We start from the raw sequence: 12,924 nt of genomic DNA, 5'->3' as shown, positions 1-12,924 counted from the left end.
ATAAAAGAAACAATTATTTCTTTTTATGAACCAGTAATTTATCAACAATTGCCGCCGACATGCTGTCGGTAAAGTAATTGTTTCCGGTTACCAGTACACCCTTATGCCCCGATGTGGATTGGATGCCATATACTGTAGCTTCGTCATCAGGGTTAGATTCGCCTTCATAAAAGTATATATCAGATATTTCAAATTCGTCTTCATTAAATGCCCCAACACTACAAACAAGGCAGTTTTCATCAAGGTTAAAGTCTTCAGTAAAGCCTTTAGCACGTAGTTCTTCTATGGCTTTTATAACAGTTGCATAGTGGTAAGTAATACTCATGGTTAAAAATTTTAGGTATACCCCAAATATACTTCATAATTTTTTTTAAGGTATAGACATTAACCCATAAAACCTGAATTCGCCATTAATTTTTACAAACTGAAAAGCATGGCTGGCGCCGGGGTGCCCTTGTGACAATTCGTTTTTAAGGTAGGTGGGCACCCACACTTCATATATAAACAGATTGTTAGGGTAATTTTTAGGGAAAAACTTAGGCTTGAAGTTTTTTATCTCGGCAATGCTAAACGTATAGCCTCTTTTGGCTAACGCTTTGTAAACCGGAGATTTAGTAAAGTTTTTTGCAACATTAAGAAAAAAAATATCTGCCGGTACAAAATACCCCTCACCATTAAACTCGGGTTTACCCACACAATCTATACACTCCACCTGTGGCAGGCTTATTTTTTTAAACCCGGCCTTATCTTCTTTTTGCAGGGTTTGAATAAAGGCTACAAAAGTAGCATCCAAAGTATCCCATTCAGCATCGCTTACCTGCCCTTGCTTAGTATCAGTTTGTGCATAAAATGGTATCCCGGCTATAAAGGCGCATACCAAAAAAAATACTTTCATTTAAATGATGGTTTTTCAGGCGAAAGTTACATTTTTTTCAAAATATAAGCAGTGTTTAATACCAACGGCGTTTATTTTTTTTAGAAGCCTCAGATTTTCTGGAATTAGTATTTGCTTTTTTTGTTTTTCCCGAACGGCCATTGCTATTATTTGTACCCTGAGATTTTTGTGCCGGTGCTTTTGTTTCTTCTGCCTCACCATACGGGTAAGGATGCCCGTCTATAACCTTAATTTTTATACGTATAAGCTTTTCAATGTCTTTGAGGTAAGCAATTTCGTCCCTTCCGCAAAAAGAAATGGCAAGGCCGCTGTTTCCTGCGCGCCCGGTACGCCCAATGCGGTGCACATAAGTTTCGGGTATGTTGGGTAAGTCAAAATTTATAACATACGGCAGGCTTTCAATATCAATACCGCGGGCGGCTATATCGGTAGCCACCATAACAGGCATTTCTTTATTTTTAAATGCCTCCAACACACGCTGCCGTGCATTTTGTGATTTATCGCCATGTATGGCACCCGCTTCAACACCGTTTTTTTTCAGGGCCTTAACTACATTATCTGCGCCATGCTTCGTACGGGTAAATACCAATACATTATCAAGGTTTTCATTACGTATTAAGTGGTACAGCAATTTGCGTTTATCCCCTTTATCAACATAATACAGGTGCTGTTTTACTTTCTCTGCAGTAGATGATACCGGGGCTACGGTTATATATTTAGGTTTTGTTAAAAACGTATCGGCCAGTTCACGTATCGGCACGGGCATAGTAGCCGAAAAAAGCAGGGTTTGCCTGTTATCGGGGGTAAGCTTTATAATCTTTTTTACATCGTTTATAAAACCCATATCCAGCATTTGGTCAGCTTCATCTAAAACCAGCGTATGCAAATGGTCCAGGTTGATAAAGCCTTGTTTATGCAGGTCTAATAACCTTCCCGGTGTTGCTACTAATATATCAACTCCTTTTTTTAGCTGGTCTACCTGAGAAACCTGGTTTACACCGCCAAAAATAGTAAGCTGGCGTATGTTGGTATATTTACCATAAGTATCAAAACTCTGGCCTATCTGCAGGGCAAGTTCGCGTGTTGGTGTTATAATAAGGGCACGTATGTATTTTACTTTTTTGGCAGATCCTACAATGCGATGCTGTAAATTAAGTATGGGTATGGCAAATGCCGCGGTTTTTCCTGTTCCGGTCTGTGCGCAGCCTACCAAATCATTACCTGCAAGTATTTCAGGTATAGCTTGTTCCTGTATTGGTGTAGGGGCCTCATAACCTTCTTCTGTAATTGCCTGCTGTATATTACGCAGTAAATCTAAATCTTCAAACTTCATTAAAACTATATTAAGTGCTTAGCAATAAGCGCTAAACAGCCACAAAGGTAGTGTAAATTAAATTAATGTTCAGGAGAGGCTTTTAGCCTTCATAAAATCGGTAACAAAGCAGGCAATAAGTTTGCCCACCAGGTTGGTATCGGCTACATCATCGTTATTTGGGGCACCTTCGCAAATGTGCAGGTATAACGCATTGGGTGATTTGCCAAAATAGTGTATAAACTGCCTGGCTTTTTCTACACTAAACCCGCTGGGTGTTATAGCACTGGAGGCAATGTTGGGTAAGGCATCCATATCCATTTCAATACCAAACACATCATCGGCAATAAAATATTGTGCCAGCGCCATTTCTTCGCTAAAGCTTTTTTGTTTTCTTACCGCAATCTGCTCGTAAGTATTATATTTTATCCTTTCGGCATTTTTTTTAATATTTTCCATTACCACTTTACTGGTATACCCTTCGTGCAGGCCAAAAATAAAGTAGTTTTTTAAAAACCCCTCGTTAAAGGCATAGGTAAAGCCATTGCCGCTATGGCGCCCTTCAGGTATCCTGAAGTTGGCATGGGCATCAAAATTTATAGCATTTACCGGCCTGCCCTTAGCCAGTGCAGCGCCTTTAATGTTACCATAGGCATTGTTATGCCCGCCACCAATAATAACAGGTATTTTACCGGCAAGCAATATCTGGCTTACCACGTGCGAAACATCTTTATCCAGTTTATCTACCAGTGCCGAAAGCTTTTGTCGGTCCTCTTTGTCAGCCACATTAAGCGCTTTTGCCTCCTGCATAGCATCTACACTATTTATATGGCCAAGCATGAGCAGGTTATTGGCCTTGCAGAATTTGTTGTGCTGAAGGTTTACTATGCTTTTAACGGCGGCATCCCATGAGGTATATGCTCCGGGGCGGCCAAAATTAGCTCTTACGCCTATATCTTCGGGTATACCGAAAACCACAAATGTTGCAGCACAGCTTTTAATAAACCCAATAATATCTTCGCCGTCGGGTACGGTAAGCAGGCGTTCGCCAAACTTAATTTCACCGCTACGGTGCTTTGTATATTTAGTAACATCGGCCTTTGTGAGCCTTGTGAAGTTTTCCATGCAGCTTTTATTCAGTTCAAAAATACTATTTTTCTGTAATTTTCCGTTAAAGGAGATAGGACATATTAAAAAATTAATAAATTTGGAAAAATTTATCAAAACATGGAGCAACAGAAAAACAATTCAAGCTTAAAAGCCATTATAATTGTACTGGCTATTTTACTGGTGGGGAGCCTGGCCTATATGTATAAAATGAGTACAGACAGCGAAAAAGCCGAACGTACTTTTACTACAGAAAAGACTACACTGGAAAATGAGCTTAAAGCGGCTATTGCAAATTATGATGCTGCCATTGCAGAAAATTCCGGATTGAAGGAAGAACTGGAAGCCAAACGTGCGGAAGCCGAACAGCTTTTAGCTAAAGTAGAGAAGGCAGAAGGAGATGCAGCAGCCCTTAAACGCTATAAAAATGATTATTTTAAGCTGAAAAAGCAAATGGATAAGCTTATTGCTGAAAATAATGCACTGAAACAGCAAAATTCGGCACTTACTGCTGTAAATGATAGTATTAATGGTGAGCTTACTGAAACAAGGAGTTATAATGATACCCTTATTTCGCGCAACGATAACCTGAGCAGGAAACTGGATAAAGCGGCTAAGCTTACTATTACCAACCTTGAAACAGAATCATTTAAACAAAAAAGGTCTGGCAGGCTGGTTGAAACCGAGAAAGCCAGAAGGGTAGATGTAATTAAAATTAAATTTACCATAGCGGCTAATGAAGTAGCACAGGCCGGTAATAAAACATATTATGTTCAGGTAATAGACAGCAAAAATAATGTAGTAGGTGTGAAGAAAACCGAACAGTTTGGAGAATATTCCCTTACGTACAGTTTTATAACCAATGCTGTATATGAAAATAAAACAATTCAGGTTAATGAAACTTTATCGGGCGATTTTGAAAAAGGGCTTTACCATGTAAACATTTTTGATAAAGACCAATTAGTAGCCGATACAACATTTACGCTAAAATAAATAACAGGTATTATACCATAAAGTAAAGCTCCCAATTTGGGAGCTTTACTTTTTATAGGGTTTTACCGTTTAGGATAACAGTATCAATTATGTTACTGCCAAAAGCATAAGGCAGCTGATAATATGAGGGTATGGATTTAGTAATAATAACGTTTGCCTTTTTACCCACTGTTATACTGCCGTGTGTATGGCTAAGGCCCATGGCATAAGCACCGTTAAGTGTTGCGGCGTTTATGGCTTCTTCGGCAGTCATTTTCATTTTAATGCAGGCCATGGCAACAACCAAATTCATATTGCCCGATGGCGTAGTACCCGGGTTAAAATCGGTAGCGAGGGCGAGGGGAAGGCCGGCCTGCAGTAAATGCCTTGCCGGTGTATACGGAATACTGATAAAAAAAGAGCAGCCGGGTAAGGCCACAGGCATGGTATTACTGTTTTTTAATGCTTCAATATCTCGGTCTTCTACAATTTCAAGGTGGTCTACAGTAAGGGCGTTATGTTTTACGCAGGCCGCTATGCCATCAATTGCAGTAAACTGGTTTACATGTATTTTAGGCTGTAGCCCGGCCTTATTTCCGGCTTCCATTATCCGCTCTGTTTCCGCTACCGAAAAGTAATTCGTTTCGCAAAATGCATCAATGTAATCGGCCAGTTTTTCTTCGGCAATCTGCGGTAACATCTCGTTTATAATCAGGTCAATATAACCGGAATGATTTTGTTTGTACTCAGCAGGAAAAGCATGTGCACCTAAAAATGTAGCTTTTATGGCTATGGGGTATGCTTGTTTCAGGCGCTTTATTACCCGTAGCATCTTCAGTTCCCCCGCTACACTAAGTCCATATCCTGATTTTATTTCTATGGCACCAGTACCCAGTTGCATTACTTCCTCCAAGCGTAAGCATGACTGGTTGTATAAATCATCTTCGCTGGTTTCATTCAGCTTTTTGGCAGAATTGAGTATGCCGCCGCCGCGGGCTGCAATTTCTTCATAAGAAAGCCCGTTAATACGGTCTTCAAATTCCTGAACACGGTTGCCCGCATATACCAGGTGGGTATGGCTGTCGCACCAGGCGGGTAGCACCATTTTTCCGGTGGCATCTATATGCTCATTACTGCCTATGGGCGGGCAGCTATCCATAGTGCCAAAATCTTTTATTACATCGTCCTCAATAAGCAGCCATGCATTTTTGCATGTGGGGAGTTCTGCCATTTCTTTACCGCTTACTTTTTGTATAGTACTTTCGCGTATTTGTATTAATTCTTTAATATTAGTGATTAATAGTGCCATCAATTAAACTTTTTTGTAAAAATAGGGTGCATTTAAAAAAACTCCTATATTTATTATTGAAAATACAACGTGCATGAAAAAAATTAAATACAGGAAAGTAAGGGCTGTACAAACAAATTATCTGGAATATACCGGAAAATATACCCAAGAGCCAGTGCAAATGCAGCTTTTTGTGTATAATGAAAACGGTTTTAAAGAGTACAACAACATTCCTGTTGAAAATGCGGTGAAAATTTGTAAGGATGAAAAACTGGCTACCGATATAAAATGGTTTAACATTCATGGCCTGCACGATATTAATTTAATAAAACAGATTGGCGACCTGTTTGGCCTGGAAAATTTTGTAGTTGGCGATATTTTAAATACTTCCCGGCGTACCCGTGTAGAGGAAATGGAAGATGTACTTTTTTTTAGTGTTAAATCGGTTTTGCCAGAGGAGGAGGAAGGGATAATGGCTACAGAGCAGATTAGCTTTGTGCTTAAAGATGAAATTATTATTTCGTTTCAGGAAAAGAAAAGCGATTATTTTACCCACATACGCGAGCGTATACGCACCGGGGTAGGTATGCTGCGTAAAAAACAAAACGATTACCTGCTGTATATGATGCTTGATGCCATAATGGAGAATTTTTTTGTAACTATTGAAAAGTATGAGCTAAAGATAGAGCACCTTAATAATGAAGCAAAAATCAATTATAAGGCTGATTTTTTAAATGAGGTAGAATCAACAAAAGATAATATTATTTTTTTGAAGAGGGCGATAATACCTTTAAAAGATGCCCTTTATAATATTAAAACAGAAAATGAACAGGGTAACGATGATTATGAAACCATAAATAATTCCACGCATACCTATTTTTCCCGCCTGCACCATAAATGCCTTGAACTGCTGGATCAGATAGAATATGACCTGGCATCGTTGGATAGCGCTTCTAATTTCCATTTTTCGGCACAAAGCCAGCGTATGAACCAGATAATGAAAACTCTTACCATAGTATCGGTTGTATTTATACCGCTTACTTTTATTGTGGGGGTATATGGGATGAATTTTGATAATATGCCGGAGTTGCATACCCAGAACGGTTATTATGTTACCTTAGTAGTTATGATTGTGCTCACAGCATTTATGGTATATTATTTTAAAAGAAAAGACTGGTTTTAATGATACAAAAATTTAAAAGTGATATTTCGGGAAAAGAATTCCCGATTAGGGAACGGGTTTCCGCTAAACTTATACGCCCTGCTATTTTTGATACCATACAAAATGAATACCCTCATTTTGATGATACCTGCAGCCTTGCAATGGCAGAGCTTAACCATTTCAGGGAAAAATATATTTCAGATTTTCTGGTAAAAGAAATGGGGGACTTATCGCAAATGGAAGAAAAGGTAGTAGAATCGCTCAGAAATAAAACCATATTAACCGACGAGCTGGAAGACGAACCGCAAAAGCTTACCCTTGGCCAGCGCGTGGCCGATAAAGTAGCTACTTTTGGCGGTAGCTGGACGTTTATACTCTCTTTTTTGTTTTTTTTGCTGGCATGGATAGCTATAAATGCTTTTTTACTGCTGGATAAAGGTTTTGACCCCTATCCGTTTATATTGCTTAACCTCATACTCTCCTGTATTGCTGCCATACAGGCCCCGGTTATTATGATGAGCCAGAACCGGCAGGGTGAAAAAGACCGTGAACGTGCAAAAAATGATTATATGGTTAACCTGAAATCTGAACTTGAGATACGTATGCTACACGAAAAATTAGACCACCTGATACTTAACCAGGAGCAGTCTTTAATAGAAATACAGCAGGTACAGGTGGATATGATGAAAGATATACTGGAGCGTATGGAGAAAAAAAGTAAAGATTAAAATTGTTTACTGCACCTTTTTTCTATAACATCCAATAAACGGTCTTGGAAATCTTTTATCATTATGTCTGCCCAAAATTTACCATAAAAATTTACATTACCTTTAAGTTGGTATTGGGATGATAATGTAAGTTTTATTTTTCCGTCAGGTAATGTCGTTAATTCATATTCGGCAGTTTTAAATTTAAAATAATTACCATTTAATACATGTTTATGAAAAACTGTGTTTTGTGCTGAATATGCATCTACAGAAATAGAAAAGGATATTGAATTACAGTAATTATATTTTGTGATGAGCTCTTTAAATTTTAGGCCTCCTTCAAAATACCCGGTACGAATACCCCCTATATCTTTTTTTGTTACTGTTGCTTTTAACGGACGTGGCAATCCCATGTAGTTAAATATACCGGCATTATATTCATCATCCACTATTTGTGGTACACTAACAATATTATTCCAGATTATTTGTTTTGGGGCATCTACTATTTTCTCACTGGTTACTATATTGGTTTCTGCAGGTATATTCAAATCTTTTTCAAAACAAAAAAATATAAAAGGTAATACTGCAAGGCATAATAAGGTATTGTTTTTAAGTTTTTTATTAAGATTGCGGTTTTTAATAAACGCAACAAGAAAGATTATTAAAGTAGCGAAAGCAAAAAAAGGAATAAGAAGCAGAAATATACATAAAAAATCTTCTACTCTTAATATCAGCAGTATGCCAAACAAAGCAATAATGCTTAGCCAGGGAATAAAAAGAATTTTTTTGAAAGAATTTAACTGGTTTTCCTGTACAAATAGAAGAGTAACAGCTCCTAACCCTGTGGGTACCAAAATTAAGAAACTTATTGTAGCTATTGAGGAGTCAAATAAAAAACGTGCTCCCACGCCATAGAGTACACCTACGGCAATACCAATAAATAAAAGTATCTTTTGTTTTTTTAAAACTTTTTTCATTACAAATATAATTGCATTATTACCACATCTAACCAACGGTCAAACTTGTACCCCGCTTCTTTTAAAAACCCGGCTTCTGTAAACCCGAATTTTTTGTGGAAAGCTATGCTTCCGGCATTATCAGCATCTATAAGGCCAATAAGGCTATGGATATTGTTTTTCTTTGCTATAGCGATTAGCTGTGCTAACAACAGTTTGCCTATGCCTTTGCCTTCTTGTCCCGGCGCTACATAAACCGAATGTTCCATTGTGAATTTATAACCGTCCTTTGCTTTTAGCTGTGCATAAGAGGCATACCCGCTAACTTCACCCTTATATTCAGCTACCAGCACCGGGTAATTATTTTCCTGTTTTTCCTGAAACCAGTGCTTTATAAAAGCTTCTGTTTTTGGTTCGTAATCATACACTGCAGTACTGTGCTGTATGTTGTGATTAACTATTTCCAGGATTTTAGGTAAATCCTCATCGGTAGCTATTCTGATATTAATCATTGTTTTGTGAGACTAATTCTTTTAAACCTTCCTTAATCTGGTCAGGGCCATGCTCACCATAATATGTAAATGTTTTTCCGTCGGGCATAATAACAATGGTATTGTTGTAATTGAAATGAATTGGAAAAAAAGCATATTCTATAAGCCTGTTTTTATCATAAACCCAGCCCCATTTTTTTGCCCCGCTATCTTCCGGGCTAAAATCGTGATGATATATATAATATGCTTTAACCTGTTTTTTAATAGATTTAGGGAGCCCTCTTACATAATCTTTATCTTTTTTTTTCCAATATGGTTGATCGAGGTCAGAGATCCTATTGCGTAAACCGCTATAAAATTGAATTATTATTATATCAGAATCTTCAGGCTTATTCCCCGTAAGCATACTTACATATTCTCTTATTTTCTGATTATTACCAGGTGATATACTGTCAAAAAAACTTCTTGTGTACAATTTGGCAACAAATGTGGTATCGGTTTCATAGTACCCTTCTATATTAACCGCATGATGTAACTGTTTATCAAAATCTTTTTGAGAAATAATACTGTCGTTCTCATTAAGGTAAACAATCGGTTTGTCAATAACGGTTGATGTTTGAGAAAATACCGATAAGGGCAGTAATAAAATAATTAAAAATAATTTCATGGCTTTCTTGTTGGTTACAGCTAATATACAAAACAGGCATAAAAAAACCTGCACTTTTGTGCAGGTTCCTGTAATATATAATGTAAGATTCTTATTTAAGAGTACCTACCATGTCTTCCGGTTTTACCCAGGCATCAAAATCTTCAGGAGAAACATAGCCTAAGCGTACTGCTTCTTCTTTGAGGGTAGTACCATTTTTATGGGCCGTCTGCGCAATTTCGGCAGCTTTATAGTAGCCAATTTTAGTATTAAGCGCCGTAACCAGCATTAATGAATTATCAACAAGTTGCTTAATACGGGTGTAGTTAGGCTCTATACCGCTGGCACAATGCTCTTCAAAAGATACACAGGCATCACCAATTAACCGTGCAGACTGTAAAAAGTTAGCCGCCATAACCGGCTTAAACACATTAAGCTCATAATGCCCCTGTGCGCCACCAAATGTAATGGCAACATCATTACCTATAACCTGTGCGCACACCATGGTTAAAGCTTCGCACTGGGTTGGGTTTACCTTACCCGGCATTATAGAAGACCCCGGCTCATTTTCAGGAATCATTATTTCGCCAATACCCGAACGTGGCCCTGAAGCCAGTAAGCGTATATCATTAGCTATTTTATTTAGCGATACTGCAAGTTGTTTGAGCGCACCGTGGCTTTCTACAATAGCATCGTGTGCGGCAAGGGCTTCAAATTTATTTTCGGCAGTTACAAAGGGGTGCCCTGTAAATTTGGCAATATATTCGGCAACTTTTACATCATACCCTTCAGGGGTGTTTAGGCCTGTGCCTACAGCAGTGCCGCCAAGAGCCAGTTCGCTAAGGTGGCTAAGGGTGTTTTTAAGCGCTTTAATGCCATAGGTTAGCTGCGCCACATAGCCGCTTAGTTCCTGCCCAAGGGTTAGGGGAGTGGCATCCATAAGGTGGGTACGCCCAATTTTTACTACATCCATAAATTCCTGGCTTTTTGCTTTAAGGGTATCCCTTAATTTTTCAACGCCGGGTATGGTAACCTCTACAACAGCCTTATAGGCCGCGATGTGCATGCCTGTAGGAAAAGTATCGTTGCTTGATTGCGATTTATTTACATCATCATTGGCTTTTAGAACGGGTTCGCCTTCGCCAATTTTTTTTCCGGCAAGTACCTGGGCACGGTTGGCAACAACTTCATTTACATTCATGTTGCTTTGAGTACCAGACCCTGTTTGCCATATTACCAGCGGAAACTGGTCATCTAATTTACCCTCAAGTATTTCATCGCATACCTGTGCTATGGCATCGCGTTTTTCTACAGAAAGTACACCCAGGTCGTGGTTAGCATAGGCCGCTGCTTTTTTTAGGTAAGCAAAGCCTTCAACAATTTCTTTTGGCATTGTGGCCGCAGGCCCTATTTTAAAATTGTTGCGAGAACGCTCGGTTTGTGCACCCCAAAATTTATCAGCAGGCACTTTTACTTCACCCATGGTGTCTTTTTCTATCCTGTATTCCATTTTTGTTTAAATTGAATTATGGTTGAAATTATTTTACTATTACAGCTTAAGTGCCTGTAAGTGTGCAGGCATTACTAAAAGCCAGCCAAAATTACGCATAAATGCGAGGGATATAAAAAGATTTGGATAATTATTTTGAGCAATTTTCGGGCAGGATGTGTTGGCAAAGTAAAATTTTACAGTATATTTGAAGCTGAATTGAAAAAATTTCAAACATGTTTGAATTTGACCAGTACTTAGGTTTCTTAGCTTTTTTAACTATTGCAACTATCGGCTTCTGGCTAATGATGTTCCTTGTGAGCTTTGTTGGTTATTGGTTAGGCGGCGCTACAATAGAACTTATTAAAGAAAAAAGAAACGAGAGGAGAAACGGGGAGTAACCTGTTTTTCTACCCATAAAAAAACTGCCTCAGGCAGTTTTTTTATGCTGAATATTACCTAAATGGCAATGATGTCTGCCCTGAACCGCCCTATAAGGCTGATGACGTCTGGTTTATACGGCAATAGCTGTAAACAGATGTATTAATTGAGTTTAAGGTTTACTTATGGACAGATTGAAATTTAAAAAACGCATTGTTGCCATAGAGCAAATTCCCCTTTTGGCTTATCTTTTAAAATGGCTGGTTATCTCTTTGGTAATTGGTGTTTTATGTGGTTCTGCCTCTGCATTTTTCCTGATATCTTTAGAGTGGGCAACAAACTGGCGCGAGGCCCACATCTGGATAATTGCCCTGCTGCCGCTGGGAGGCCTTTTAATAGGGCTTATGTACCATTACTATGGTAACAGTGTGGTAAAAGGCAACAATTTACTTTTGGAAGAATTTCACAGTCCCAAACAAATAATACCTTTTAAAATGGCACCGCTGGTACTGGCGGGAACTGTATTGACACACTTTTTTGGCGGTTCTGCCGGGCGTGAGGGTACAGCAGTGCAAATGGGTGGCGCTATTGCTGACCAGTTTACTAAATTTTTGAGCCTGCGCCCACGGGACAGGAAAGTTATACTTACTATTGGTATTAGTGCAGGGTTTGCTTCTGTATTTGGTACACCACTTGCCGGCGCTGTATTTGCTTTAGAAGTTTTAATTATTGGGCGTATGCGTTATGAATCTATACTGCCTTCTTTTATGGCGGCTATAATAGCCGACCAAACATGCCGCATGTGGAATGTGCACCATACACATTATGTTATACCTGATGTACCCGAGATGACCCTTATAAACTTTTTATGTGCTATTGGGGCAGGTATATTATTTGGCCTTGCGGCTATGCTTTTTTCTAAACTGGTGCATTACTTTGGTGCGCTGTTTAAAAATAAAATAAACTATCCGCCATTGCGGCCTGTATTGGGTGGTGCAATTATAGCCCTTGCTGTGTGGAGTATGGATACCACACGTTATATAGGATTGGGGGTGCCTGTTATACAGGAAGCTTTTTTATATAATGTAAACAGCTATGATTTTTTATTAAAAATACTTTTTACCACATTTACACTGGGGGCTGGTTTTAAAGGGGGAGAAGTAACCCCGTTATTTTATATTGGGGCAACCCTTGGCAATGTATTAATATGGTTTTTACCGCTACCTATGCCATTACTAGCCGGTATGGGCTTTGTGGCTGTTTTTGCAGGGGCTACCAATACACCACTTGCCTGTACTTTAATGGGTATTGAACTTTTTGGTGCCGGGTGTGGGGTTTTTGTTGGTATAGCCTGCGTGGTGGCCTATTTATTTTCGGGGCATACCGGTATATATTCTTCTCAAATAGTGGGTAGTGCCAAGCACCTTATATATGGCAGGCAGCAAAACAAAACCCTTACTATGATTACTGCTTTACGAAATAGAGATAAAGCCGGTAACGGTTACAAAAAATAATTAC

The 12,924-nt window shown here is 38.8% G+C and carries 14 protein-coding genes and 1 riboswitch; of the genes, 5 read left to right on the top strand and 9 right to left on the bottom strand.

What is annotated here, in order from left to right:
* Positions 1 to 13 precede the first annotated feature (13 nt).
* From ABS766_RS02980 to ABS766_RS02965, 4 genes are all read right to left on the bottom strand, one after another.
* Positions 14 to 325: a hypothetical protein gene (locus ABS766_RS02980; protein WP_408083624.1), complete on the bottom strand. Its 312-nt coding sequence runs from the start codon at positions 323 to 325 to the stop codon at positions 14 to 16.
* Between the two features lie 45 nt (positions 326 to 370).
* Positions 371 to 895, bottom strand: a complete 525-nt coding sequence (locus ABS766_RS02975) for a hypothetical protein (protein WP_408083623.1) — start codon at positions 893 to 895, stop codon at positions 371 to 373.
* Between the two features lie 55 nt (positions 896 to 950).
* The gene (locus ABS766_RS02970) at positions 951 to 2,228 is read right to left on the bottom strand and encodes a DEAD/DEAH box helicase (protein WP_408083622.1); all 1,278 of its coding nucleotides are present in this window, start codon (positions 2,226 to 2,228) and stop codon (positions 951 to 953) included.
* 69 nt (positions 2,229 to 2,297) lie between these two features.
* A complete protein-coding gene (locus ABS766_RS02965; protein ID WP_408083621.1) occupies positions 2,298 to 3,332 on the bottom strand; it encodes a formimidoylglutamase in 1,035 nt (344 codons plus the stop codon).
* 102 nt (positions 3,333 to 3,434) lie between these two features.
* Here ABS766_RS02965 and ABS766_RS02960 point away from each other — a divergent pair, with 102 nt between their 5' ends.
* Positions 3,435 to 4,307 (top strand): hypothetical protein, encoded by an 873-nt coding sequence (locus tag ABS766_RS02960; RefSeq protein WP_408083620.1) that lies wholly within the window; start codon positions 3,435 to 3,437, stop codon positions 4,305 to 4,307.
* 52 nt (positions 4,308 to 4,359) lie between these two features.
* Here ABS766_RS02960 and hutI read toward each other — a convergent pair whose 3' ends face one another.
* A complete protein-coding gene (gene hutI, locus ABS766_RS02955) occupies positions 4,360 to 5,595 on the bottom strand; it encodes an imidazolonepropionase (protein ID WP_408083618.1) in 1,236 nt (411 codons plus the stop codon).
* Between the two features lie 73 nt (positions 5,596 to 5,668).
* On the opposite strand from hutI, the gene corA reads away from it, so the two are divergent.
* Together corA and ABS766_RS02945 are read left to right on the top strand one after the other, a co-directional pair.
* Positions 5,669 to 6,757: a magnesium/cobalt transporter CorA gene (corA, locus tag ABS766_RS02950; protein WP_408083617.1), complete on the top strand. Its 1,089-nt coding sequence runs from the start codon at positions 5,669 to 5,671 to the stop codon at positions 6,755 to 6,757.
* Positions 6,757 to 7,464 (top strand): DUF1003 domain-containing protein, encoded by a 708-nt coding sequence (locus ABS766_RS02945; protein ID WP_408083616.1) that lies wholly within the window; start codon positions 6,757 to 6,759, stop codon positions 7,462 to 7,464. The genes corA and ABS766_RS02945 overlap by 1 nt, the downstream gene beginning before the upstream one ends.
* On the opposite strand, the gene ABS766_RS02940 is transcribed toward ABS766_RS02945, so the two are convergent.
* The 4 genes from ABS766_RS02940 to fumC all read right to left on the bottom strand — a co-directional run bounded on the left by ABS766_RS02940 (position 7,461) and on the right by fumC (position 11,046).
* Positions 7,461 to 8,420, bottom strand: coding sequence for a hypothetical protein (locus tag ABS766_RS02940; RefSeq protein WP_408083615.1), 960 nt, complete (start codon positions 8,418 to 8,420; stop codon positions 7,461 to 7,463). The genes ABS766_RS02945 and ABS766_RS02940 overlap by 4 nt on opposite strands.
* Complete coding sequence (locus ABS766_RS02935) at positions 8,420 to 8,911, bottom strand: GNAT family N-acetyltransferase (protein ID WP_408083614.1); 492 nt, start codon at positions 8,909 to 8,911, stop codon at positions 8,420 to 8,422. Before ABS766_RS02935 ends, ABS766_RS02940 begins: the two co-directional genes overlap by 1 nt.
* Entirely contained in the window at positions 8,904 to 9,557 is a 654-nt protein-coding gene (locus ABS766_RS02930) for a hypothetical protein (RefSeq protein ID WP_408083613.1), read from the bottom strand. The genes ABS766_RS02935 and ABS766_RS02930 overlap by 8 nt, the downstream gene beginning before the upstream one ends.
* Before the next feature lie 91 nt (positions 9,558 to 9,648).
* The gene (gene fumC, locus ABS766_RS02925; RefSeq protein WP_408083612.1) at positions 9,649 to 11,046 is read right to left on the bottom strand and encodes a class II fumarate hydratase; all 1,398 of its coding nucleotides are present in this window, start codon (positions 11,044 to 11,046) and stop codon (positions 9,649 to 9,651) included.
* A gap of 215 nt (positions 11,047 to 11,261) precedes the next feature.
* Between fumC and ABS766_RS02920 the strand changes: the two genes are divergently transcribed.
* Entirely contained in the window at positions 11,262 to 11,426 is a 165-nt protein-coding gene (locus tag ABS766_RS02920) for a hypothetical protein (RefSeq protein WP_408083611.1), read from the top strand.
* A 55-nt stretch (positions 11,427 to 11,481) separates the two neighbouring features.
* A riboswitch (Fluoride riboswitch) is annotated at positions 11,482 to 11,544 on the top strand.
* Positions 11,545 to 11,591: 47 nt separating this feature from the next.
* Complete coding sequence (locus ABS766_RS02915; protein WP_408083610.1) at positions 11,592 to 12,920, top strand: voltage-gated chloride channel family protein; 1,329 nt, start codon at positions 11,592 to 11,594, stop codon at positions 12,918 to 12,920.
* Positions 12,921 to 12,924: the final 4 nt, after the last annotated feature.

This window comes from Flavobacterium rhizosphaerae, from assembly GCF_046000445.1.
Classification (GTDB): domain Bacteria; phylum Bacteroidota; class Bacteroidia; order Flavobacteriales; family Flavobacteriaceae; genus Flavobacterium; species Flavobacterium rhizosphaerae.
The sequence above is the reverse complement of the archived record's forward strand: the minus strand, read 5'-3'. Positions and strand labels throughout refer to the sequence as shown.

Excerpts from the sequence above, each read along its gene's own strand:
- ABS766_RS02940 (WP_408083615.1), bottom strand. The coding sequence starts at position 8,420 with ATGAAAAAAGTTTTAAAAAAACAAAAGATACTTTTATTTATTGGTATT.
- ABS766_RS02945 (WP_408083616.1), top strand. The coding sequence starts at position 6,757 with ATGATACAAAAATTTAAAAGTGATATTTCGGGAAAAGAATTCCCGATT.
- ABS766_RS02960 (WP_408083620.1), top strand. The coding sequence starts at position 3,435 with ATGGAGCAACAGAAAAACAATTCAAGCTTAAAAGCCATTATAATTGTA.
- ABS766_RS02920 (WP_408083611.1), top strand. The coding sequence starts at position 11,262 with ATGTTTGAATTTGACCAGTACTTAGGTTTCTTAGCTTTTTTAACTATT.
- ABS766_RS02965 (WP_408083621.1), bottom strand. The coding sequence starts at position 3,332 with ATGGAAAACTTCACAAGGCTCACAAAGGCCGATGTTACTAAATATACA.
- corA (WP_408083617.1), top strand. The coding sequence starts at position 5,669 with ATGAAAAAAATTAAATACAGGAAAGTAAGGGCTGTACAAACAAATTAT.
- ABS766_RS02980 (WP_408083624.1), bottom strand. The coding sequence starts at position 325 with ATGAGTATTACTTACCACTATGCAACTGTTATAAAAGCCATAGAAGAA.
- ABS766_RS02970 (WP_408083622.1), bottom strand. The coding sequence starts at position 2,228 with ATGAAGTTTGAAGATTTAGATTTACTGCGTAATATACAGCAGGCAATT.
- hutI (WP_408083618.1), bottom strand. The coding sequence starts at position 5,595 with ATGGCACTATTAATCACTAATATTAAAGAATTAATACAAATACGCGAA.
- ABS766_RS02915 (WP_408083610.1), top strand. The coding sequence starts at position 11,592 with ATGGACAGATTGAAATTTAAAAAACGCATTGTTGCCATAGAGCAAATT.
- ABS766_RS02935 (WP_408083614.1), bottom strand. The coding sequence starts at position 8,911 with ATGATTAATATCAGAATAGCTACCGATGAGGATTTACCTAAAATCCTG.
- ABS766_RS02930 (WP_408083613.1), bottom strand. The coding sequence starts at position 9,557 with ATGAAATTATTTTTAATTATTTTATTACTGCCCTTATCGGTATTTTCT.
- ABS766_RS02975 (WP_408083623.1), bottom strand. The coding sequence starts at position 895 with ATGAAAGTATTTTTTTTGGTATGCGCCTTTATAGCCGGGATACCATTT.
- fumC (WP_408083612.1), bottom strand. The coding sequence starts at position 11,046 with ATGGAATACAGGATAGAAAAAGACACCATGGGTGAAGTAAAAGTGCCT.